The 21,678-nt window shown below is 71.3% G+C and carries 18 protein-coding genes, 1 other RNA gene and 1 pseudogene; 10 read left to right on the top strand and 10 right to left on the bottom strand.

What is annotated here, in order from left to right; all coding sequences use genetic code 11:
* Position 1: 1 nt before the first annotated feature.
* The 5 genes and pseudogenes from ACG83_RS35775 to ACG83_RS47230 all read left to right on the top strand — a co-directional run.
* Positions 2–733, top strand: coding sequence for a hypothetical protein (locus tag ACG83_RS35775; protein ID WP_054570642.1), 732 nt, complete (start codon positions 2–4; stop codon positions 731–733).
* Positions 730–1,533: an SAM-dependent methyltransferase gene (locus tag ACG83_RS35770; RefSeq protein ID WP_054570698.1), complete on the top strand. Its 804-nt coding sequence runs from the start codon at positions 730–732 to the stop codon at positions 1,531–1,533. The genes ACG83_RS35775 and ACG83_RS35770 overlap by 4 nt, the downstream gene beginning before the upstream one ends.
* Before the next feature lie 74 nt (positions 1,534–1,607).
* Positions 1,608–2,327, top strand: coding sequence for a recombinase family protein (locus ACG83_RS35765; RefSeq protein ID WP_054570641.1), 720 nt, complete (start codon positions 1,608–1,610; stop codon positions 2,325–2,327).
* Positions 2,328–2,499: 172 nt separating this feature from the next.
* Positions 2,500–2,646 carry a hypothetical protein gene (locus ACG83_RS45615; RefSeq protein WP_161934830.1) on the top strand — a complete coding sequence of 49 codons (147 nt, stop codon included), beginning with the start codon at positions 2,500–2,502 and terminating at the stop codon, positions 2,644–2,646.
* A 382-nt stretch (positions 2,647–3,028) separates the two neighbouring features.
* A pseudogene (locus ACG83_RS47230) lies at positions 3,029–4,045 on the top strand (recombinase family protein); the annotation flags it as partial.
* Between the two features lie 658 nt (positions 4,046–4,703).
* Here ACG83_RS47230 and ssrA read toward each other — a convergent pair.
* Positions 4,704–5,080: a transfer-messenger RNA gene (gene ssrA / locus ACG83_RS41745) on the bottom strand.
* A gap of 309 nt (positions 5,081–5,389) precedes the next feature.
* Between ssrA and ACG83_RS35750 the strand changes: the two genes are divergently transcribed.
* A complete protein-coding gene (locus ACG83_RS35750) occupies positions 5,390–5,857 on the top strand; it encodes a VOC family protein (protein WP_006544945.1) in 468 nt (155 codons plus the stop codon).
* A 113-nt stretch (positions 5,858–5,970) separates the two neighbouring features.
* The gene (locus tag ACG83_RS35745) at positions 5,971–6,942 is read left to right on the top strand and encodes a YoaK family protein (RefSeq protein ID WP_235498390.1); all 972 of its coding nucleotides are present in this window, start codon (positions 5,971–5,973) and stop codon (positions 6,940–6,942) included.
* A 221-nt stretch (positions 6,943–7,163) separates the two neighbouring features.
* Here the strand turns inward: ACG83_RS35745 and ACG83_RS35740 are convergent, their stop codons facing one another.
* The 4 genes from ACG83_RS35740 to ftsE all read right to left on the bottom strand — a co-directional run bounded on the left by ACG83_RS35740 (position 7,164) and on the right by ftsE (position 11,047).
* Positions 7,164–8,708, bottom strand: a complete 1,545-nt coding sequence (locus ACG83_RS35740) for a hypothetical protein (protein ID WP_054570639.1) — start codon at positions 8,706–8,708, stop codon at positions 7,164–7,166.
* Positions 8,709–8,713: 5 nt separating this feature from the next.
* Positions 8,714–9,190 (bottom strand): SsrA-binding protein SmpB, encoded by a 477-nt coding sequence (gene smpB, locus ACG83_RS35735; protein ID WP_054570638.1) that lies wholly within the window; start codon positions 9,188–9,190, stop codon positions 8,714–8,716.
* Between the two features lie 79 nt (positions 9,191–9,269).
* Positions 9,270–10,142 carry a permease-like cell division protein FtsX gene (gene ftsX, locus ACG83_RS35730; RefSeq protein ID WP_054570637.1) on the bottom strand — a complete coding sequence of 291 codons (873 nt, stop codon included), beginning with the start codon at positions 10,140–10,142 and terminating at the stop codon, positions 9,270–9,272.
* Positions 10,142–11,047, bottom strand: a complete 906-nt coding sequence (gene ftsE, locus ACG83_RS35725; protein ID WP_054570636.1) for a cell division ATP-binding protein FtsE — start codon at positions 11,045–11,047, stop codon at positions 10,142–10,144. Before ftsE ends, ftsX begins: the two co-directional genes overlap by 1 nt.
* 272 nt (positions 11,048–11,319) lie before the next feature.
* Here ftsE and ACG83_RS35720 point away from each other — a divergent pair, with 272 nt between their 5' ends.
* Positions 11,320–11,460, top strand: a complete 141-nt coding sequence (locus ACG83_RS35720; RefSeq protein ID WP_232295544.1) for a hypothetical protein — start codon at positions 11,320–11,322, stop codon at positions 11,458–11,460.
* Here ACG83_RS35720 and cobA read toward each other — a convergent pair.
* The 3 genes from cobA to prfB form a co-directional block, all read right to left on the bottom strand.
* Entirely contained in the window at positions 11,448–12,227 is a 780-nt protein-coding gene (gene cobA / locus ACG83_RS35715) for a uroporphyrinogen-III C-methyltransferase (protein WP_054570635.1), read from the bottom strand. The genes ACG83_RS35720 and cobA overlap by 13 nt on opposite strands.
* Before the next feature lie 425 nt (positions 12,228–12,652).
* Positions 12,653–13,528, bottom strand: a complete 876-nt coding sequence (locus ACG83_RS35710; RefSeq protein WP_054570634.1) for a polysaccharide deacetylase family protein — start codon at positions 13,526–13,528, stop codon at positions 12,653–12,655.
* 582 nt (positions 13,529–14,110) lie between these two features.
* The gene (prfB, locus tag ACG83_RS35705) at positions 14,111–15,211 is read right to left on the bottom strand and encodes a peptide chain release factor 2 (protein ID WP_054570696.1); all 1,101 of its coding nucleotides are present in this window, start codon (positions 15,209–15,211) and stop codon (positions 14,111–14,113) included.
* Positions 15,212–16,359: 1,148 nt separating this feature from the next.
* On the opposite strand from prfB, the gene ACG83_RS35700 reads away from it, so the two are divergent.
* Positions 16,360–17,436, top strand: coding sequence for a hypothetical protein (locus ACG83_RS35700; RefSeq protein WP_054570633.1), 1,077 nt, complete (start codon positions 16,360–16,362; stop codon positions 17,434–17,436).
* Positions 17,437–17,520: 84 nt separating this feature from the next.
* On the opposite strand, the gene ACG83_RS35695 is transcribed toward ACG83_RS35700, so the two are convergent.
* Entirely contained in the window at positions 17,521–18,012 is a 492-nt protein-coding gene (locus ACG83_RS35695; RefSeq protein WP_116437567.1) for a pilus assembly protein TadG-related protein, read from the bottom strand.
* Positions 18,013–18,022: 10 nt separating this feature from the next.
* Complete coding sequence (locus ACG83_RS35690; protein ID WP_054570694.1) at positions 18,023–20,515, bottom strand: molybdopterin-dependent oxidoreductase; 2,493 nt, start codon at positions 20,513–20,515, stop codon at positions 18,023–18,025.
* 625 nt (positions 20,516–21,140) lie between these two features.
* Between ACG83_RS35690 and ACG83_RS35685 the strand changes: the two genes are divergently transcribed.
* A complete protein-coding gene (locus ACG83_RS35685; protein WP_054570632.1) occupies positions 21,141–21,677 on the top strand; it encodes a 2,4'-dihydroxyacetophenone dioxygenase family protein in 537 nt (178 codons plus the stop codon).
* Position 21,678: the final 1 nt, after the last annotated feature.

The following is a 21,678-nucleotide window of genomic DNA, read 5'->3' as shown; positions in this document are numbered from 1 at the left end:
AGTGCCCACCACCTCCGACACCGACCGCACCACCCTTCCGGTCGTCCCGGCGGGCCGGCCGGCGACCGTCTGGCCGTGCCCGCCCGCCACCCCCGACCAGACCTCCGCTGACTGGCTTCCGGGCGCCGTGGAACGCCTCGTCGTCACCATCAGCCGCCCCGACGACCCGGTCCTGCTGCTGACCGAACCGCCCCTGCCGCAGCCCGCCCGCCCGGCCGAGCCCGACGCCGACGAACGGGGCGAGCGACTCGCCGACTGCGCCGGGACCGTCGCCCGACTCGGCCGGCGCGTCCAGGTCCGGACCGCGCCCGGTGACACGGCGCTGCGATGGACCGGGTCCGCCTACGGACCGGACCTCGTGACCGGTCGCGATCCGGACCCAGACCGCTTTCTGCTGGTCGCCACAGTCGTGGAACCGACCCGGCTCGGCTGGTTCACCCGCATCGACTGGGGCGGTCTGCTCGCCGTCGGCGGCACGCTCGCCGTCGTCAGCCGCGCCGACAGCCTCGGCGGCTGGCTCATCGACCCCACCGTGGAGCTCGCCACCGCGGCGGGCCGCGGCGGGCTCGCGCTGCTCGACCGCATCGTCCTGCTGGAGATCCCGCTGGACCGGCTCAACCGGCCCGCCACCCCCATCCCCGCCGGCGTCGTCGCCCAGCGGGTGCACTCCGACCTGCTGCTGTTCTCGGCGGTGAACCCGGCGGTGCCGCCGGCATGGAGCGCCGCTCGATGAGCGACGACATCGAGACGTGGCACCCCGACGCACGCTGGGTGACGGTCTGGCCCACCGGCCGGCACCCCATCACCACAACACAGGCCAACGGGCCGACCGCTGTCGCCCCGCACGGGGGAGCGACGGTGTCCGCAGCGGTAGCCGCCCACGCGATCGCGATCTACAGCCGCCCCGGAGACACGGTCTGCGACCCGGACTGTGGGCCGGGGACCGTCGTGACCGAAGCCGTACACGCCCGTCGCCACGGAATCGGCATCACCCCCGACCCGGGCCAGTGGGAGACCGCCCGCGCCGCGCTCACCGTGGCGAAGGTCCGCGGCGCCCACGGGGACGGCATGATTCTCGACGAGATCCCCGACGGCGAGTCCTGGACCGGACTCGGACCGGTCGACCTGGTCCTGACCGCGATCGGACCACCCGACCCCGCCGAGCCGACCAGTCGGAACCGCGCCTGGCTGCGCACCCGGCTCGCGGCCTACCGGGGTCTGCTTCAGCCCGGCGGACACCTCGTCGTCATCGCCGCCTACCACGTCGCCAGCGGGATGGACCTGGCCAGCCACGTCGCCGTCGCCGGCAGGGACACCGGCTGGCGACCCGTGCAGCGCGCCGTCGCGCTCACCGCCGTCCCCTACACCCGGGACCTCGGCACGGACCGGCCGCTGCCGCGGGCACGGGCCTACCCGGTCCACCAGGACGTGATCGTCTTCCGCCCCGGCGGTCGGCGAACGCACGATCCGCGACCGCCGGACCCGCCGCCGACGCGCGCCGCCCTCGACGCCTCGCCCCACGCGGCCACCTAGACCACCCCTCCCCTGGCCGGGGCGGGGTGTGTTCACGCCGCCCCGGCCAGCTCTCGCTCTGGCTGGAGCCCCGCATGTCCGACCTGATGCCCATCCCCACGCTGCCGCCCGCCCCGCCCACGCCGGCCGGCCAGCCCAGCTGGTGGTGGCGCCTGACCCACCGCCGCACCACCCGTGCCGCGCGGCAGGCACGCCTGCTCGCGGACCATCACGCCTGGACCACCGAACGCGCCCGCGCCGCCCAGATCGACCTCGTCCGCGCCGGCTTCCACCTCGGCCCCGTCCCCCTCGGCTACCGCCCCCGCCGCATCACCGAACTCGGCACCGACGGACGGGTCCGCCAGGGCATCCGCCTCGTCATCGCCCCCGGCCCCGCCTACATCATCGGGACGATCTACCAGTGGCGCGTCCAGGACGAACTCAGCCCCCGCGCCATCGCCACCCGCCTCCGCTCCGTCCACAACCACCGTCTCGTCCCGCTGGTGAGCCCCGCCACCGGGCGGCCGTGGCAGCTGACCTCCACCAACGTCGCCCGCATCCTGGCGAACCCCGTCTACACCGGTGCCACCGTCTGGGGCCGCACCCACGCCGGCCAGCCTGTCCCACCCGACCAGTGGGTCGTCTGCCCGTACGCCCACCAGCCGATCATCGACGGCCGCACGTTCTTCCGCGCCCAGCTTCTCGCCACCCCCGAAACCGCGATCATCAGCCCGCACCTGCCGCCCTGGGAGTTCCCCGCCGCTCCCACAGGTGAGCCGGGAAATGACAGCGGAAGCCACGGGGCGGTGACATGACGACACCGCCGCGGCACGGTTCTCGTTTCATCCGGCCGAGCGGCCTGGCCCGCGGATCGCGGCACGGCCGCCTGGAGTTGCTGCCGTGACGGCCTCCTCACCCCGAAACGGGGAGGGCATGCACCGTCCGGTCACAGAAAGCTCCGGGGCGCGTTTCTACGGACGGCGGGACGTGGCCCGCCAGGTGGAAATCGAACGCATCGAGACCGTCGATATGACCGCCGAGGAATACGACGCGGCGGTGTCCGCTCTGGCCGAACTTGTCCTACAGTGGGAAAGGAGAGGGGCGCCGAACAGGGTGCCGAAAAAGACAGGCTGATACCGGGCCGGCTCTCCCTTCACGTGAACCGCCTTGGAAAAATCAGAAAGGAGGGTCGGTATGCCACGCCCATTTTCAGCCCGACGGTCCACCGAGAAGACGGCGTCGAACCCCACTCGCGTTCCCGGTGCCGTGCCGGTTGTCCTCTATCTCCGGCACGGCACCAACCACGGGTGCCGGTCCCTGGCCGAACAGCAGGAGAAAGCACTTTCCTTCCTCTCAGCCCACGCCGCCGTCATCCAGGTCGACCCGCGTGCTGCGGCCCGCAGCCGGATTCCGCTCCGACCCGCCGGCCGCTGGGGAAACCGGCACCGGCGGCCCCAGGAATAGGCCGCCCGCAGCGCCTCAGCACACCCCATCCGGAAAGGAAGGGAACCTCACCATGCCGCGCTCGACCGCGCGCCGTACCACCGCGAAACGCACCAAGCAGGCCGTCGCCGCGCAACCCGAGGTCGTCCGGGTAGGGATCTACCTGCGTCGCTCCACCGACGACGAGAACCAGCCCTACACGATCGAAGCCCAGGAAGAACGGCTGCGCTCCTACGTCGACTCCCAACCCAACTGGATCGTCGCCCTGCGGTTCGCCGACGACGCCTCCGGCGCCACCACCGAACGCAAGGACCTCCAGCGGGCCCTGGCCGCCGCCCGCAACGGACTCATCGACGTCCTGCTCGTCTACCGCGTCGACCGGCTCTCCCGCAGCCTGCGCGACACCGTCGATCTCCTCGAAGAACTCGAACAGGCCGGAGTCGTGTTCCGCTCGGCCACGGAGCCATTCGACACCGCCACCCCCATCGGCCGCATGCTCCTCCAGATACTGGCGATGTTCGCCCAGTTCGAACGCGACATGATCATCGACCGGGTCATCGCCGGGATGGAACGCAAGGCCGCCAAGGGCCTGTGGAAAGGCGGCCGGCGCCCGTTCGGCTACCAGGTCGACAAGATCGCCAAAAAGCTCATCATCGATGCCGCCGAAGCCACGATCGTCCGACTGATCTTCGACCTGTACGTCCGCGACCGCCTCGGGACCAGGGCCATCGCGAGCGTCCTGAACAACCGCGGGCTGCGCACCACCGTCGGCGGCCCCTGGTCCGGCCACAAGATCCTACGCATGCTCGACAACAGGGCCTACCTCGGTGAACTGACCTTCCGCGAGATCACCGTCGAAGGCACCCACGAACCGATCATCGACGAGGAGACGTTCAACGCCGCTCAGAAGATCCTCGCCGAACGCAGCGAGGAAACCTCACGCCGCGCTTCCAACCCCTCCGACTACTACCTCACCGGCCGGATGCGCTGCCCCCAGTGCGGCACAGCCCTCATCGGCACCCGCGCCACCGGCCGCAACCACACCTACCGCTACTACACCTGCCACACCCGCAACCGCTACAACCGCAACGCGTGCGACGCCCCCCGCCTCGACGCCGACGCCGTCGACTACGCCGTGCTCACCGCCCTCGCCGGCTTCTACCGCGACCACCAGCAGCTCATCGCCGACGCCGTGCTCAAAGCCCAGCGCAGCCACCGCGACGCCCGATCCGAACACACGGCCGAACTCGCCGCCATTGAGACCGAACTCACCCAGACAGACCAGGCCATCGACCGTTATCTTGGGGCGTTCGAGCGCGGTACCCTCGACGACGAGACACTCGCCACACGTCTCGAAGCACTACGCACCAAGCAGAAGCAGCTCCGTCAACGGCAGGCCGAACTCACCGAAGAGATCGACCACGAACCCGTCATGCCGGCCCGCTCCAGCCTTCGCGCAGTCGCACGGCACATCGAAACAATCATCGAGACAGGCGACGACCTCGGACGCAAGGCTCTCATCGAAGCCTTGGTCGCCGAAGTCAAGATCACCGGACCCGACCGGCTCACACCGATCTTCAAGGTCCTCGGACCCGACACTCCAAGGGACGTCGCCAACGTAGACACTGGAGACACCAGCCAGCCGAAACTGACCCAACCAGCCACGTCCCCCGCCCCCCACAGGGGCGCCGCAGCCGTCCTACCAGCCACAACGCCCCCGAAGGGAGCGGTTCGCGCAATGCCTACATTGGTGGAGGTGGCGGGAATCGAACCCGCGTCCTCCGGCCCCGACACAGGGCTTCTCCGGGCGCAGCCTGCTTGTTTTTTCTCAGCCCCACCGGTCCCGCAGGCAAGCCGGTGAACAGGCTCAGTCGCTGTTAGATGTCCCGACTCACCCCGCGACCGGGTGGGACGGTGATCCTCCTAGCGACGCCAGATCCTGGGCCGGAGGAACTCCCAGGCTGACGGCTACTTGGTCTCTGCTCAGGCCGCGAGGGCGTAAGCGGAGGTAGCAGGCTGCGTCTTGTTGGCAGCTATTGGTTCGAACGGATCGTTTACGAGATAACCGCTCATCCTCGGCCCGCTTCCCCTGCCTCGACGTCCGGAGTCGAAGCCGGTCACCCCCTGGTGTGTGACGACCAACCAACTGTACCGAACCGCCAGCTCTCGCTGGCCGCACAGACGGTCCAACGTCGACCGCCGCACGTATGTTCCCATACCCGTCGGAGCATCGCCAGCGGGTTTCGCCCGGGCGCGCGACGGGTCGGGGCGGATGTTCCCGGCCGGCCGGCCAGCCCTCACGGCCGCAGGTCGGCGGTCGCAGGTAACCGGTCGCAGGCCGGGTCGCGTCACATCCGGGACGTCTGCGCCGGAACAGGCAGACGGTCCGTATAGTTGAACATTCAAGCTTGTAATTGGCGACACGGAGGTCCTGGTGGAGATCAAGGAACTTGGGCACCTGGTGCTCTATGTGCGTAACCTCGAGCGCTCCGCGACCTTCTACCGGGACGTCCTCGGCTGGCGCCAGGTGTTCCCCGAGCCGGACGGCGCGAACACACTGGGCATCCCCGCCGCGGCGTTCTCCTCCGGGCGGACGCACCACGAGCTGCTGCTGATCGAGGTCGGCGAGGGTGCCGCCGCGCTACCGCGCGGGCGGCGGGTCGGGCTCTACCACTTCGGTCTCAAGGTCGGCGACAGCGACGACGAGCTGCGCGCCGTGCTGGCCCAGATCGCGGAGGCCGGCGTCCAGATCGCGGGCGCATCGGACCACACAGTGACTCACAGCCTGTACATCTACGACCCGGACGGAAACGAGATCGAGCTGTACGTCGACGTGCCGGGTGTCGACTGGCGCAACAACCCCGCGCTGATCGCGGCTCCGATCCGTCCGCTGCGCCTTTGACCGAGACCGCCCGGCCCAGCCCGCCGCGGCGCTGGCCGGAGCCACCCTGACCAGGCATTCCGGGTGGCTCCGCTCCGCAGGACGAGCGGCTCCCGCTCCAGGACACTGACCGGGTGCGACGCACGACCGACCCGAAGCACAACCAGCCGCACGCCCCGGGCCGCGACGACGCCACCGCCGGGGACGGCACCGCCGCCGAGGACAGCGCCTTCGTCGGCGCACACGTCGGCGGCCCGGTCCATGGCAACGGGCACCGCCGTCTGACGGGCCTGATCAGGGTGAACCCTGGTGCCCGCCCGCGTGAGGCAGGCAAGTGGCGGATCGTCGCGCTCCTGTTCACCATGACGGCCCTGACCGGCCTGGTGGACTCGCTGACCTTCCTGGGTCTCGGTGAGGTCTTCGTCGCGAACATGACCGGCAACGTGGTGGTGCTGGGCTTCTCGCTCGCCGACCCCCGCGGAATATCCGGTGTGCTCTCCCTGAACGCGCTGACCTGCTTCGTCATCGGTGCGTTGATCGGTGGCCGGATCGGTGCCTGGTCGGCGCACCATCCGCGGGCGTGGCTCGGGACGGTCACCGCCGTCCAGACCGCGCTCGTCACGGCGGCACTGGCGGTGGTCGTGGTCTGGCTGCAACCCTCGCTGGACCTCGCGGCCGACAAGGGCGGCCAGCTGCGCGATGAGCCCGGCACGTTCGCGGACTACGTCCTCGTGTCCACCCTGGCGATCGCGATGGGCCTGCAGCACGCGACGGCGCAGCGGCTGGCCAGGCCGGAGATCCCGACGAACGTTCTCACCACGGCGATCACGATGTTCGCCATCCAGACCCGGGCGGGTGGCGGCCAGGGCTCCCAGGGCCTACGGCAGGCGGCCGGGCCCGCGGTCATGTTCGCCAGCGCCGGCGCCGGGGCGCTGGGGTTCTTCCGGGTCTCCCCGCTGATGCCACTGTGCTGCGGCCTGGTGCTCGCCCTGGCGAGCCTCGCGCTGGCCGTCACGCCGCCCCCGCTGGCCCGCTCCGGGGCCCGGCCGGCGCCGATGACGTCGTTGAGACGCCCGATCGACGACGGTGCGACGTCCGAAGACTAGGACTCGCGAGCGTGGGCGCGACGTCTGCTGCTGCTGAGCAAGATCCGAGGATCACCGGCATCTGGACGACGAAAATCATCGACTCCTCGAGTTGCCGCGCCGGACTGTCGCTGCGGCTGCGGCTGCGGCCTGGCAGGAGTTGAGGATCGTGGTTGTTCTCGCGGCCAAAGGCCTCAGCTCTTGCGGATTGCCAAGTGGCTCTACGCGCCTCTTGTCGCCCTTCAGGTGATTTGGCGGTCGGGGATCTCCGTGCACAGAATGGCCCAGGGCTCGTCCCGCACCCGCGTCATGATCACGGTCATGGTGGGGCCGCCGGGAACCAGCTGGCGTCTCGCCGGCAACAGCCGGCGGCGGATGCTCTCCACGTCACCGGCGAGGCCGCGCCGGCGGACGTCCAGAGCGCCGATGCCCGCCGCGCGTACCGCCGCGGCGACCCGCCGGACGTCGAAGGCCATCTCGGCCTCGACTCGGAGCACCCGGGCGAACGGGGTCGCGACCGGGTTCTGCGCGCACAGGAAGGCGATCATCGGGTCGATCTGCCAGCCATCGACCAGGCGCGCGAGCGTGCCGACGAGGCCGGCCCTGGTCACCGCCGGGTTCGGGTCGAACAGGAACCCCTCGGGTCGTCCCAGGGTGAGCCGCGTCGCCCCACCGCCGTCGCCGGCGTCGGCATCCGATGCGCCCCCGGGCGGGTCAGGCTCGCCGGTCAGGGTCGCGACCCGGAGCCGGGGCTGGTCCCCGTTCCGCCCGCTGCCGAGACCCTGATCAGCCCTGTCGCCAGGGGTGCCGCTGCCGGGGATGCCGCCTCCGGGGGTATTTTTGCCGCGGGTGCCGCTGCCAGAGGTGCCGCTGCCGGAGGCGTTGTCGCCGGGGGCGTTGTCGGGGCCGAGCAGGACGGTCGCGCGCCGGGGCGCCGAGGCGAGCGCCGGGGAGAACAGCACCGCTTCCTTGAGGCCGCGGCGGTCCGCGACGAACTCGACCTCCCAGCCGGGCGGGACGACCTCGAGCGGCAGGCCGGGGGCGGCCTTGACCGCCACGGCCGCGACCCGCTCCACCAGGCCGAAGCACCAGCTCAGGGGTGGTTCGCCGGCGCCCGCGGACCGGCGCTGATCGCCTTCGCGCCGGGCCGGGTCCACGAACACGCCGTCGATCCCGCTCAGGTCGGCGTCCCGGACGTCGCCCTCCCACGGCCGCACCTCGTGCGCCTCGTGCGCCTCGTGCACCTCAGGCGACTCGTGCACCTCAGGCGGCTCGTGTGATCCGCTGTGCGGTTCCCGGCCGGCGGTCGCGTTGTGGACGGCCATCCGCAGGTGCAGCGGGTCGCGGTCGACGGCGAGCACCGGATGCTCGCCGGCCAGCGCCAGCAGATCGCCACCGATGCCGGTGCACAGGTCGGCCAGCCGGCCCAGGCCCGCGAACCGGACGGCTCGGTGCGCCGCGGCCCGCTCCGAGGAGGCCTGTTCGAGTCCGGGCCGGGTGAAGAACATCCGCTCCGGATGGCTGAACTTCGCCCTTGCCCGTGCCCGCAGCTCGGCCTGGCTGAACGCCGCGGCGACGAGGTCCGGTGGGTGGCCGGCGGCGCGAAGCCGGGTTCCGGCGGCGAGCTCCGCCCCGCTCGCGAGCGCCTCCTCGGCACACGCGAGCAGTTCCTCCCCCACCGGGGTCAGCAGCGCGTCGAACGTGGCCAGCCTGCCGGCGACGTCGGCGGCGTCACCAGCGGCGGCGTCACCAGCGGCACTATCAGCGGCGGCGGTGTCGAGGTGCAACGGGGTCAGCCGCGGCGCTTGGCCTGCTGGCCCATGATCCGGCTCATCTCGCGGGCCGCGTCCCGCTCGGCGAGGGCGTGGCGTTTGTCGTAGCTCTTGCGGCCACGGGCCAGCGCGATCTCGACCTTCGCTCGGCCGTCCTTGAAGTACAGCGAGAGCGGGACGAGCGTGAGCCCGCCCTCCTGGGTCTTCCCGATCAGCTTCTCGATCTCGGCCCGGTGCAGCAGCAGCTTGCGGCGCCGCCGCGGCGCGTGATTCGTCCAGGTGCCCTCGGTGTACTCGGGGATGTGCACGTTGTGCAACCAGATCTCACCGTCGGCGATCTGGGCGAAGCCGTCGACCAGGGACGCCCGGCCGGCGCGCAGCGCCTTGACCTCTGTGCCCATGAGGACCAGCCCGGCCTCGTAGGTGTCGAGGATGTCGTAGTCGTGGCGGGCGCGCTTGTTCTGCGCGATCAGTTTGCGCCCGGTTTCCTTCGGCACTGCCGTCTGCCCTGCTTCCCATCCATCGCACGGTCCGTCGCGCGCTCCGTCGCACGGCCCGGCGCGCCTCTGGCCACCGTCACACCCGCAGGTGCCTGCGCAGCGCGACGGATGCCATGCCCGCCGCGGCGGTGACACCGACGGCAAGCACCGCCACGGCCGCCGCCCACACCGCGCCCCATCCGAACAGTGGGAACATTGTCTGATGGGCGAATCGTCCGTCCACCAGATATACCTTCGCGAGCACCAGTGTGCCGACTGCCAGCAGCCCGCCCACCAGACCGGCGAGCGCGCTCTCCAGCACGAACGGCGCCCGGATCGCGGCGTTGGTCGCCCCGACGAGACGCATGATCGCCGTCTCCCTGCGGCGGGCGTGCGCGGAAATCCGGATCATAGTGTAGATCAGCACGAACGAGGCGACGGCCTGGACGGCGGCCAGCGCGAACGCACCGAGGGTGAAGCCGTCCAGGAACCGGTACAGCGGGCCGAGCAGGGCCCGCTGGTCCCGGACCGCCTCGACGCCGTCCCGGCCGGTGTAGGTGTAGACGATCTCCTCGGCGTCCCGTGGATCGGCGAGGGCGAGGCGGAACGAGGCCGGCAGGTCGTCCGCGCTCACCCCGGCCACGACGTCCGGCGAGCTGCGGAAGTCACGGCGGAACCGCTCGTAGACCTGCTGTTTGCTCTCGTAGCTGACCTTGGTGACGAGCGGGTCGGCTGCCAGCTCGTCCCGCAGCGCCCGACGGTCGGTGTCGGACAGACCGTCCTGCAGGTCGACGACGACCTCGATCTGGTCGAGCAGGAACCTGTCGACGGTGCGGGCCTGTGCGCGCAGGAGCAGCCCCGCGCCGAGCAGCGCGAGGCAGATCGCGACGGTGACGACCACCGCGCAGGTCATGGCGAGGTTGCGGCGCAGGCTGGTGGCCAGCGCCCCGAACAGCGGCCCGGCTCGCATCAGGCGGCCCCCTCGCCGGGCCGCCCGGGCAGCCCGACCGGCCCCGTCGGCCCCAGCAGGCCCGCCGGTTCCGCGGGACGTCCCACGAGATCACCGGCGGACGGCGCCCGCTGGGCGGGGACACCAGAGGCACCGGGGACGCCAGCCAGCCCGGTGGCGGCGGAAGCGGGGGCGGCGGAAGCGGGGGCGGCGGAGGCCGGCGCGGTGGCCGAGGTAGCGGGGGTGGCGTCGTACCCGCCGCGGTGCTCGTCACGGACGAGGATCCCCGCGTCCAGCTCAAGGACCCGGCGGCGCATGGCGTCCACGAGGCCGGCGTTGTGCGTCGCCATGAGCACGGTCGTGCCGGCCTGGTTGATGTCGTCGAGCAGGTCCATGATCTCGGCGCTGGTCGCGGGATCGAGGTTGCCGGTCGGCTCGTCCGCGAGCAGGATCAGCGGGCGCCCGACGAACGCCCGCGCGATGGCGACCCGCTGCTGCTCCCCGCCGGACAGCTCGTCGGGGAAACGCTTCTCCTTGCCGGTGAGCCCGACCAGCTCCAGTACCTCGGGGACCACCGAACGGACCACGTGACGCGGCCGGCCGACGACGTCCAGCGCGAACGCGACGTTTCCCGCGACCGTGCGATCGGGCAGCAGCCGGAAGTCCTGGAACACACAGCCGACGGTTCGCCGCAGCAGCGGCACCCTGCGGTCGGCGATGCGGGCGACATCACGGCCGGCGACCTCGACCAAGCCCTCGCTCGCCCGCTCCTCCCGGATCAGCAGGCGCAGCAGCGTCGACTTTCCCGAGCCCGAGGGGCCGACCAGGAACACGAACTCGCCCGCGTCGATCTGCGCGGTGACGCCATGCAGCGCCGGACGGCCGCCGACGCCGTAGCGCTTGGTCACGGAGGCGAGTCGGATCACCGGAACCTCCCTTGCCCACCCGTCAGACCCATCACGATACGTAGTTGGATGGGTGAGGTCCCGTACCGTCGCCCGCGCGCGTCCGCGATCGTCGGGTTGGCGGCACCGTGTGCGGCAGCGAACAGCACTCCCCCGGCGTACCGTGGAGGCGTCGCATCGCGTCCAGCCGGTGACGGGTCCGCTCTCCGCAGGTCCGTCAGTCGCGGGACCGGGCTGAAGGAGGACGGCACATGTGCTGCGAGGACCTGGTCTGCGCTAGGTGCGCCGCTCCGGTGGCGGAAGGCCGCTGCCCCTCGTGCCGCGCCGCGCGTGAGTCGCTGCACCACTCGTCGTTCACGATCTCACCGCAGTTGTTGATCGCCTTGGTCGCGGTGCTGCTCGCGGTGCTGGTCGTCGCCGGCTACCGGGTCTGAGGCCGCTCGTCCGAGCCGAAGATTCGCCCGAGCCGAAGGCTGTCGCGCAGCCCGACCACGTCACCGATCACGATCACCGCCGGCGAGGAGACGTCCGCGGCCTGCGCCAGGTCGGCGATCTCCGCCAGCGTCCCGGTGACCAGACGCTCCGCGGGCGTGCCACCATCCTGGATGACCGCGGTCGGGGTCTGCGGCGAGCGCCCGCGCTTGATCAGTTCCGCGCTGATCCTGGACAGCGCCGCGACGCCCATGAGTACGACGAGCGTCCCCGGCCCGGTCGCCAGGGCGTCCCAGTCCGCCGTCGAGCCGGGATGGGACGGATCGATGTGCCCGCTGACAATCGCCACGTCCTGGGTGATCCCGCGGTGGGTGATCGGGATGCCCGCCAGCGCGGGAACCGCGATGGCGCTCGTCACCCCGGGGACGACCTCGCAGGGCACCCCGGCCGCCGCACAGGCCAGTGCCTCCTCCCCGCCCCGGCCGAAGACGAACGGGTCGCCACCCTTGAGACGGACCACGCCAAGGCCACGCCGGGCCCGGTCGACGATGAGGTCGTTGATCTGCTCCTGAGTCAGGTTGTGCCCGTGCGGCGCCTTGCCCGCATCGACGACCTCCACCGTCGGCGCCAACTCGTCGAGAAGGTCGCGGGGGGCCAGCCGGTCGACCACCACCACATCCGCACGGCGTAGCAGGCGCAGGCCCCGAAGAGTGATCAGATCACTCGGACCTGGGCCACCCCCGATCAACGCGACCCATCCGCCCCGCATCTGCGCACCACTCCCCGACGTCCGCTGCCATCGCCCGACAATCCGCCTGTCGCCGACACCCGCCTCCCGCACGACGTCTGCCTGCCCGGTCAGTGTGCGTCCTGACCGGGGTCGGCCGCGACCGCGGGCTGCATCGGGTGACCATGACACCCGTCACAGCCGGCGGGCGTGACCGTGCGACCACGGAGAATTCCGGCCACGGATTATCCGCGCCGGCGGGTACGCCGGGCGGGCGCTTCCACCTCCGGGCAGCCGGCGACACCTTCGTGTGCGGACCGAGCGATTCCTCGCCACCAGGAGACGGATCTCGCCGCCAGGGTGATTCCAGGCGGCGCCGTCAGGCGTGATTCCGCGTCATTCCCGCGAGATTCCTGGTGCGGCCCCGGGATTCCGCGCGAGGTCCCCGGCATTCCACGTGAAGGGTGTCAGGCGGTCTCCACGCCGAGGCGCCAGCGGATCGACCGATAGGCCCGCCAGCCGGCCCGGAACCTGCGCCGCGCAGCCAGGGCGGCGTCGCGATGCCCTTCCGTCACCAGCCGCAGAATGTCGCCCGCCCCCACGGAGCGCCCGACGATCAGCCGACTTACCTGGAAGCGGGAACGGCTACGCCGGTGGATGCGATATCCCACCTCGCAGGCCGAAGCAAATCCGGCATTCTCCACGATCTGCCGCACGCCCGGAGAATGGTAGCCAAAGGGATAACTAAAGCTCTCCGGTCGCTGCCCTGTCTCCTCGGAGATCGTCCGCATGCTCGCGGTCACGTCATAGCGGGCGATGGCGGGCGGGACGACATCAAGCTCCACATGCCGGTGCCCGTGAGCACCGATCTCGATCCCGCGGTCGACCAGGGCGGCCAGCGCCGGCCAGTCCAGCAGGGCCAGCTCGCGCCCCGCGTAGGGCTCCAGCCAGCGCGCCCGCTGCCCCACGTACGCGGTCGGGACGTACAGGGTCGCCCGCGCGCCGAACTCGGCCAGCACGGGCAGCGCCCTAGTCACGAAATCCTCGAAGCCGTTGTCGAAGGTGATCGCGACCTGGCGCTCCCGCGGGTTCGCGAGCGCGTCGGACAGGCTGGTGACGGTGTACCCGTGCTCGGCCAGGCTGCCCAGCTGCTCGGCCAGCGCACCGGCGGGCACCTCCCACCTGCGGAACGCGGTGGCGGAGGAGTCACCGATGCTGTGGTACATGAGCACGGGGAGCGCGACCCGGGACGATCCGGTCTCCGGCGACGAGCCGTCCTGAGAGGTACCGGGGGGCCACGTTCCGCCCGGCGAAGCCGTCGCGGCCGTCGACATTCCGGTCATCGGTCGTCACGCCTCGAGGCGACCACCGTGAGTTCGGACATTCCACCCGCCGTCTCGTCGAAGAAGCTCGGTCGGCAGTACGTGGAACGACAGTACTTCGATCTGGTGCGCTTCGAAGGACAGATCCACGAATCCACGTGATGCCCCCATCCCGCGCCACTGCCAACGGGCCTCAGGAACCACGTCGCACGGCGGCGCCAAACGGAGCGTCACTCTACACGCGCGCAGACGTTGAGCCAATCCCTGGATGTCTGTCCCGGCCCGATGGGATCCAATAGTCGGCAAGATGAGGGGACCAAAAGACGATCTCCGGCCGGTACTGTGGTGATTGAGCTTTTTCCGTCGTAGCCGCGGCCCCACCGCGACCGTGATCGACGAATGTGAGACGGAAAAGGCTCATCGAGCCTTTTCCGTCGTCGACGCGGACTCGCGACATCCCTGACCGTGGACCATGAGATGGAAAATGCTCGTCAATTCGACCGAGCCGTGAGGTGAGAAACGCGACAAAAGATCCTGTCTTTTCCGGCCGCTCGCGACTGATTCCCTCGCCGAATCAGTACGGAGAGCAGCCGGAAAGACCCTTCATCCGTCCTTTTCGATGGCCTTGCGCCACCTGATCTCACCGTCGATGAAGTCATCGATGTCACCGTCGAGCACAGCGCCCGTGTTGGACGTCTCGACCTCGGTCCGCAGGTCCTTGACCATCTGGTACGGATGAAGCACGTAGTTCCGGATCTGCGACCCGAACGACACATCCTGCGGACCGCCGGTGAGCCGCTGCTTCTCGGCGGCCTCCTCGGCGCGACGCCGCTCCAGCAGCTTCGCCTGCAGCACCATCATCGCCGCGGCCTTGTTCTGCAGCTGGCTGCGCTCGTTCTGGCAGGTCACCACGATGTTTGTCGGCAGGTGGGTGATGCGCACCGCGGAGTCGGTGGTGTTCACACCCTGACCGCCGGGCCCGGAGGAGCGGAAGATGTCGATCCGCAGCTCCTTCTCGTCGATGTCGACGTGATCGGAGACCTCGACGGCCGGTGTGACCTCGACACCGGCGAACGACGTCTGCCGGCGGTTCTGGTTGTCGAACGGCGAGATCCGCACCAGCCGGTGGACACCGTGCTCGCTGCGCAACGTCCCGTAGGCGTAGGGGCACTTGACCTGGAAGGTCGCGGACTTCAGGCCCGCCTCCTCCGCCTCGGAGGTGTCGAACACCTCCGTCGCGTAGCCGTGCCGCTCAGCCCAGCGCAGGTACATCCGCAGCAGCATCGCGGTCCAGTCGGCCGCGTCGACCCCGCCGGCACCCGCCGAGAGCTGGACGATCGCATCGCGCTCGTCGTACTCCCCGGACAGCAGGGTGCGGACCTCGAGGGCGGAGATGTCGCGCGTCAGCGACGGAAGGTCCACCGCCATCTCCGCGAGCAGGTCCTCGTCGCCGAGATCGAGGGCGGCGATCAGGTCGTCGAGGCGGCGGCGCAGACCGTCGACCCGGCCGATGTCGCCCTTGACACCGGACAGCCGCCTGGTGACGGCCTGGGCGCGAGCCTGGTCGCTCCACAGGTCCGGATCCGCCGCCTCCTGCTCCAGTTCCTGGGCGCGGCGGCGCAGACCCTCGACATCGAGCACGGCCTCGATACCTGCCAGCGTCGCGTCGAGAGTCTTGATCTCCTCGGAGAGGTCGACGGCCATGATGGCCAGCCTACCGGCGAGCGCGGGTGCGCCGGCGGACGGTTGATCGGACGCGGATCCCGGACCATCCCGCAGGGCGTTCTCAGACCGTCCGGCCAGGCGCTCCGGGGCCGTCCGGCCAGGTACTCCGGGGCCGTCCGGCCCAGGGCGGGTGTCCCGGCCCGGCCACGCCGACCGCGCTGCCCGCATCGACCGCCCGGCCCACACCCGCCGCGGACCGATGACCGCGGTCGTCGAAACCTTCGCACCGCCCGCGAGTTCACCGCGCCCACGTGGCCTGCGCCACGCGGACGGTCGGGTCACCAGAAAGAAACATGCAACGGCCCGCTGAAATACTTGGTTAACATCAGCCCGACCAGGTCACCTGCAGCAAGCGAAATGGCACGAGATGTTTCGGCGATGGCATCGGGAGAGGTGCGTTCCACATCACGCCCCGCACCCGAGCCGCTCCCGAGGCGGACGGAAGCGATATCGTCGTTTCCATCGCGGCGCGGTGAGGCGCGGCGTCCTCCATTCGCTCGGCGGGTGGCCCGAATGCTTCCGGGCGGCCTTCCGAGCCGGTGCGGGGCGGCGTGCCGCATGGTGGCTCGCGTGCCAGCGGACGACGGGGTCCGCGAAGCCGGGATCGAGGCCACCGCGCCGCGATGCCGGTGGGCGGCCCACACCTCGCAAAGGCATCCGCGCTGACGCGGGCACCGTGCGGGTTGATCGGGTTGCCGTACGAGAAGCGGGCGATGCGGCCCCGGTGGCAATGACGTAGCTCTGGCGGCAATGCTGCTGCCTGATCAGGCCCGGCATCGAAGGTGCTGCCGTCCACACGTTCTTCTGTATTCGGACTAAGCACGCTTTGGAGCAGGCATCGACCGGCGGGCCCACCACCGGTGTCTGATGTCGTCCCTTCCGGCCCGCGGCCAGCACCCGCGGCGCCGGTCCTGGCCGGCGACGTCAGCTGATGGCAGCGGCAAAGCATCAGACGTGAGGTCAGCGGATATGCGTACTCGCAACAGCCGGCATCCGATGCCCGCCGGATACCCGGCCGGGCCCGGACGACCTGTTTGCGAATGTCAGGCACGTCATTCCGCCCGACGGCGCCGTCCGGCATCCGACCTGCTGGCCTCCCCGGGGCAGGCCGCCCGGGCGTGGTCCCGATGAAAGCCGAGTCCCCCGGAACGGCGGGGCACGAGACCGCCGCCAGCCTGCACGACACCTGCCTGGCGGCGCTGCGCGCGGCGGTGGCCAACTACGAGACCGTCGACCTCGCTGTCACGGCCTCCACGCTCGAGCCGCTGGAGGAGACCACCCGGACGATTCCGCAGCAGTACCGCCTGCGTGGACGTCCGGCCATCGACTGGATGTGGCTGCACGCCGCGGTGACGACCGCCGCGGCGGCCGCCGCCTACGACCGCGGGCAGCACGCGCGGGCGGCGAGCCGCGCCGACCGGGCCGCGTCGCTGGCCCGGGCGGCCGGTGACGGCCCACTGGCCGCTCGGGCGCTGGCACTGCGCGCGCGGGTGGTACGCCCGCACAGCCCGGCGGTGGCACTTCAGATCGCCGGCTCCGCGGCCCGGATCGCCGGCCGCAGCCCGACCCGGGCACTCATCGCCGGCAAGGTGGCGACCAGCGCCTGTGCCGCCGCCGGGGACGCCGCCGGTGTCCGCGACGCGGTCGCCCGCGCCTGGGCGACCATGGCGGAGCTCGGCGAGGAGGCCCACGGCCGGCCCGGTTTCAGCCTCGACACCTACTCGCCGGCCGATCTCGCCCTCGCCTGCGCGGAGGCGCTCACCACGGTCGGCGCCGCCGACGAGGCGACGCCGTACCTCGACCGCGCGGCGTCACTCATCGCGCGCAGCGGCCAGACCGGCATGATCGTCTCGGTCCGGATGGCGCAGTCGCGGGCGGCTGTCGCCCGTGCCTGCCCCGACCGCGACGAGGCGATCGAACACGCCTCCGAGGCGGTGACGCTGGCCGCCCGCCGCCCCGCCGAATGGGTGGCCCGGCTCGTGCGAGATGTCTCCGACCTCGCGGAGATACGTACCGGGCACGGTTTCGACGAGCTGGTCGCGATCACCTCGGCCTGGATCTCCGAGCCTGAGCCGGCGCCGCTGCCCGGCGCCGGCGGCGGCGCCGACTTCGGCGCGATGGTCGCCGCCCCTGGGCGCGGCGGGATCGTTCCCGCCCCGCGCGCGGAGGCACCGGCCGGCTCCGGTACCACCGACGAGATCTGAACCGCCCGGCGGAGATCTCCGATGCTCAGGCGGCCCGACGGGGGCCGTCAGGCGGCCCGACGGGGGCCGGCCGCCTGAGCGGGGTCAGGGCCCGACGGGTGCCCGGACCCTCGCCTGGGCCTGCGCTCCCGCGCGCACGGTGATCGGCCCGACCCCGAGCACGCCGACCACGGGCAGCCGGACCTCCCGGGCCCCCTCGACCCGCACGGTAGCCGCGTCGACGAGCTCCGCGCTCAGGGCCGTCCGGCCGGAGGGGTCCGCCCGGGTCTCGTAGTCGGCGACGGTGTCCTCGATGTCACGCAGCGGCAGCGCCTCGAAGTCCTCCGTCGCGCTGTAGATCGCGTTCTCGTCGATGCGCTGGACGGCGGCGAGCGCGGCGCCGTCCGCCGCGGACGCGACCGACCGGCGGGCCAGGTAGACCACCGAGACGTCGGTGACGACCACGGCGAGCATCGCCGCCAGCATGAGGTAACCGAGCGTGAGGATCAGGATGGTCCCGCCGTCGGATGCATCACGGCCCCTGCCCCGGCTCGAGCCGCCGGGCCGAGGCAGGAGCCGGGCTCCTCTACGCCGCACCGAGTGCCGCTCAGCCAAGTGGGGTGACCCGCACCGGAATGCCGTTGAGCACGGCGGTGCCCGACAGCGGATCCAACCGGGAGCCGTCGGTGAGGATGTTGGTGTTCACGCCGGCATGCTGCGCGGCGACCGACATCCTGGTCCCGGCCAGCCCGTGGCCCCACCCGTGGGGCAGGCACACGACTCCGGCCATCACCTCGTCGCTGACCTGCACCGCGACGTCCAGCGAGCCGACGGCGGAGGTGACCCTTGCGGAGCCACCGTCGCGCACCCCGTGGCGAGCCGCGTCGAGGGGGTGAACCAGCAGCGTGCAGCGGTTACGCCCCTTCGCCATCGCCGGGACGTTGTGCATCCAGCTGTTGTTCGTCCGCAGGTGACGACGTCCGATCAGGGTCAGCTCGGGTGTGTCCGAAGCAGGCCTGCGGCCTGAGTCCGGAGGCGATGCCGCCTGGGGGGGTGCGTCCAGGGTGGCGCGCAGCCGGCCCAGCTCGGCCACGATCGGCTCCGGGCACAGCTCGACCGTCCCGCTGACCGTCCGCAGCGGGGCGGGCAGCCGCGGGGTGAGCGGGCCGAGATCGACCCCGTGCGGGTTCGCGAGCAGGGTGGTGAGACGAAGCCCGTCCGGCCGGGCGCCGAATCCGTCACCGAAGTGCCCTGTGCGTAGTGCGACGTCCAGCAGCAGCTCCGGAACGCTGTCACCGTCGAGCTGGGCGCGTAGCTCGGTGACGTCACGCCCCAGCACCGGCGAGCCCGGTTCGCCGACAGCACGCCGCAACGCGTCGCCGATCAGGGTCTCGTGGAAGGCCGCCACCGCGTCGGCACTCGGCACCCCCGCCGGCAGCTCCCCATCGCCCCCATCGCCCCCGTTGCCGCCGTCGCCGCCGTCGCCGCCGTCGCCGCCGTCGCGGCTGTCGCCGGTGCCGTCACCGGCGGCCAGCACGATGAGCGCGAGCCTGGCCAGGATGTCGTGCTCGGCCATCCCGCCCGGATCGGGTGGGAGCACCGGTGGCGAGTAGGCCGCCACCGTCCGGACGGCCAGCGCGCCGAGGCTGAAGTCGTAGTGGCCCACGCGCGCCGAGTCGGTCGGCGGGAGCACCACATCCGCATGCCGGGTCGTCTCGTTCAGGTAGGGGTCGACACTCACCATGAAGTCGAGCTGGGCCAGGGCCACGGCGAGCCGGCCGGAGTCCGGCGTGGACAGAGCCGGGTTACCGGCGACGGTGAACAGGGCCCGCAGCCGTCCCTCGCCCGGAGTGTCGATCTCCTCCGCCAGCGCGGCGACCGGCAGCTCCCCCATGACCTCGGGCAGCTGGCGCACCCTGGTGTGCCAGCGCCCGATGCTCCACCCACGGCCGCCGCCGGGCCGCCCGGGCTGCCCCGCCGGCCCAGCCGGCCCAGCCGGCCCTGCCAGCCCAGCCGGCCCTGCCGGCCCTGCCGGCACGCGGTCGGCCCGACCGTGCGCGCCGCGGCCGAACATCATGCCGCCGGGTGCGTCCAGATTGCCGGTGAGCACGTTCAGCACCAGGGTCAGCCAGCTGGTCGTCGCCCCGAACTCGACGGTCGTGGTGCCCATCCGGCCGTAGACGGCCCCCTGCGGTGCCGCCGCCAGTTCGCGGGCGATCCGCCGGGTCGTGTCAGCCGGGATGCCGCAGCTCGCCTCGACCGCCTCCGGCGTGAACGGCGCGGCGAGCTCGACGACCCGCTCGACCCCCGTCACGTGGCCGGCCAGCGCGCGCAGCCGGATCAGGCCTTCGGCGGCGAGCACGTTGACGATCGCCAACAGCCAGCGGGCGTCGGAGCCGGGCCGGATCGGCAGGTGCTCGTCGGCGAGCGTCGCGGTACGGGTCCGCCGCGGGTCGACCACGACGACCTTCCCGCCCCGCGACCGGATCGCGGCCAGCCGGCCCGCGAAGTCGGGAGCCGTGCACAGGCTGCCGTTGGACACCGCCGGATTCGCCCCGAGAACCAGCAGGTAGCCGGTGCGGTCCAGATCGGGCACCGGGATCAGGCCGGGATGGCCGAAGACCAGGCCACACGCCACATGCATCGGCATCTGGTCAACCGTCGAGGCACTGAACAGCGAACGGGTACGCAGCGCACGGGCGAAGGCGGGCAGGTGCTGGGAGCCGGCCATCGTGTGGGCGTTCGGATTTCCCGAATAGAGTGCCACCGCGTCCGAGCCGTGGGCGCCGACAACCCGGCTCAGCCCGGCGTGGACGGCGGCGAAGGCCTCGGCCCAGCTCACCTCGCGGTGCGCGCCGGTCGACCGGTCCCGAACCAGTGGGCGGCGCAGTCGGTCGGGGTCGTTCAGCAGCGCGGGAAACGATGCGCCTTTGGGGCAGAGGTAGCCACGGCTCAGGGGATGGTTCACGTCACCACGGGCGGTCCTGACCCGACCGCCGGCAATCTGTAGTTCCAATCCGCAGGTCGCCTCGCACAACGGGCAGATCCGCAGCGCGGTGACCGATCCGGTCGTCGGGTTCACTTCCGGTTTGGTGGTCATGATCCGCAGGATCGCATATTCCCGGCACTTCCGCGCGCACCGGTCCCGCCACCTGCCCGGCTGCCAGCCGGTGAGCGCCACCAGTCGACGGCTCGCGCGCATGTGATCCTTCGCACGGCGATCCACCGGCGAGCGCTCCTGGGGACCACCAGGCCGTGCGCGCCATCGCCCACCCGCTGGACGCCCGACTGCGATGGCCGGGCCAAAACAGCAGATGAGCGGCAGCGTGGCAGCCCAGACCGCAGCTGCGGTAACAGCAGAGCGGGAGGCCCGAGCCTGCGGGGTGCGCGAGAAATCCCTCGGACCCGGCACCGGATCGCACAATCACACCAGACCGGCCGAAAACAGAAGCCGCTGATCACAGCCCTTGCTCCGGATACCCATAAAGGTGATGGATCTCTCTTCATACCTATGCGGACCCGGCGAATCAGGAAGCCTTACGCTGCACAGACGTCCGGTTTACACCTGGCCGAGCAGCGCTACGGTGGTACGGACCGGAAACAGTGTTGCGGGCTCCTCTGCCGGCGGCGGGGACCAGGGCCGCGGAGTATTCCCGCCGTAACCGTGAAAATCGCGCGCGCGAAGCTGGGGGCACCTGAGCGCGACCATGAGGAACGAGGTTGCCATGGCGCCGACTGGTCAGGCCGAGGTCGACGAACGGGTTGCCTATCGTGGGCCACAGCCACCCGGCATGGTTTCGGATGTCGTCATCGCCGACGCCCTCGATCTGGACTGCGATGAGGAACTCTGGGTTCCGCAGGCGGCCGGTGTGGACTTCCGTCCACTGTTCCTGTGCGTCACTCAGGGGTACTACGTCAATCTGCTGCGGGTTCGGCGCAGCGGGGTTCTGTCGCGGCATCGGCACGCCGGGCCCGTCCACGCGTTCACCCTGCGTGGGCGCTGGCACTACCTCGAGCACGACTGGGTCGCGACGGCGGGCGGCTACGCTTTCGAGCCACCCGGAGAGACGCACACCCTGGTTGTCCCCGAGGACGTCGACGAGATGGTGACCCTCTTTCACGTCTCGGGGTCGTACGTGTACGTCGATCCCGACGGCAACGCGGTCGGCCATGAGGACGTCTTCACCAAGCTGGAAACAGCCCGCCGGCACTACGACGCCATCGGGCTCGGCGACGAGGCCCTCGCCGACGTCGTGCGCTGAA

The sequence above is a fragment of the Frankia sp. R43 genome, assembly GCF_001306465.1.
Taxonomy (GTDB): Bacteria; Actinomycetota; Actinomycetes; order Frankiales; family Frankiaceae; genus Parafrankia; species Parafrankia irregularis.
This window is presented reverse-complemented; position numbering and strand designations above follow the sequence as displayed.

What these genes read in the sequence shown, in the direction of transcription:
- ACG83_RS35770 (WP_054570698.1), top strand. Translation starts at nt 730, where the DNA reads ATGAGCGACGACATCGAGACGTGGCACCCCGACGCACGCTGGGTGACG.
- ACG83_RS35765 (WP_054570641.1), top strand. Translation starts at nt 1,608, where the DNA reads ATGTCCGACCTGATGCCCATCCCCACGCTGCCGCCCGCCCCGCCCACG.
- ftsX (WP_054570637.1), bottom strand. Translation starts at nt 10,142, where the DNA reads ATGCGAGCCGGGCCGCTGTTCGGGGCGCTGGCCACCAGCCTGCGCCGC.
- cobA (WP_054570635.1), bottom strand. Translation starts at nt 12,227, where the DNA reads ATGCGGGGCGGATGGGTCGCGTTGATCGGGGGTGGCCCAGGTCCGAGT.
- ACG83_RS35710 (WP_054570634.1), bottom strand. Translation starts at nt 13,528, where the DNA reads ATGACCGGAATGTCGACGGCCGCGACGGCTTCGCCGGGCGGAACGTGG.
- prfB (WP_054570696.1), bottom strand. Translation starts at nt 15,211, where the DNA reads ATGGCCGTCGACCTCTCCGAGGAGATCAAGACTCTCGACGCGACGCTG.
- ACG83_RS35700 (WP_054570633.1), top strand. Translation starts at nt 16,360, where the DNA reads ATGAAAGCCGAGTCCCCCGGAACGGCGGGGCACGAGACCGCCGCCAGC.
- ACG83_RS35690 (WP_054570694.1), bottom strand. Translation starts at nt 20,515, where the DNA reads ATGACCACCAAACCGGAAGTGAACCCGACGACCGGATCGGTCACCGCG.
- ACG83_RS35685 (WP_054570632.1), top strand. Translation starts at nt 21,141, where the DNA reads ATGGCGCCGACTGGTCAGGCCGAGGTCGACGAACGGGTTGCCTATCGT.